Annotated in this window: 1 protein-coding gene; it reads left to right on the top strand. The window is 71.1% G+C overall.

From position 1 onward, the window contains the following. Positions 1-342 (top strand): hypothetical protein (locus ACZ92H_RS29580; protein ID WP_465052402.1); only part of this gene is annotated, 342 nt, incomplete at both ends.

The raw sequence follows: 342 nt of genomic DNA, 5'->3' as shown, positions 1-342 counted from the left end.
GCTGGCGGCGCAGCTGGCCCGGCGCCATGCCGGCAGCATCGTCATCGATGGCGGCAAGGATGAGCAGCTGCATGCGCCGCGCGACTGGCGGCAGTACGACGCCTGGGTCGACTTGAGCGGCTGCGCCAGCGCGGCGCCGGCAGCGCTGGCATGGATCACGCCGCTGCAGCAGTGGATCGAGGCACGGCGCCAGGAGCATGGCGTGGTGCTGTGCATCACGCAGGGCCTGGAGCGCTTCCGCCAGGCGCAGGTGAATCTGGCCGGCGCGCGCCGCGTGGGCCTGTACCGCATGCTGCAAAGCGAGTACGGCCGTCTGGTGTCGCGCCATGTGGACCTGGAAGA

This window comes from Janthinobacterium foliorum, assembly GCF_978021625.1.
This window is presented reverse-complemented; position numbering and strand designations above follow the sequence as displayed.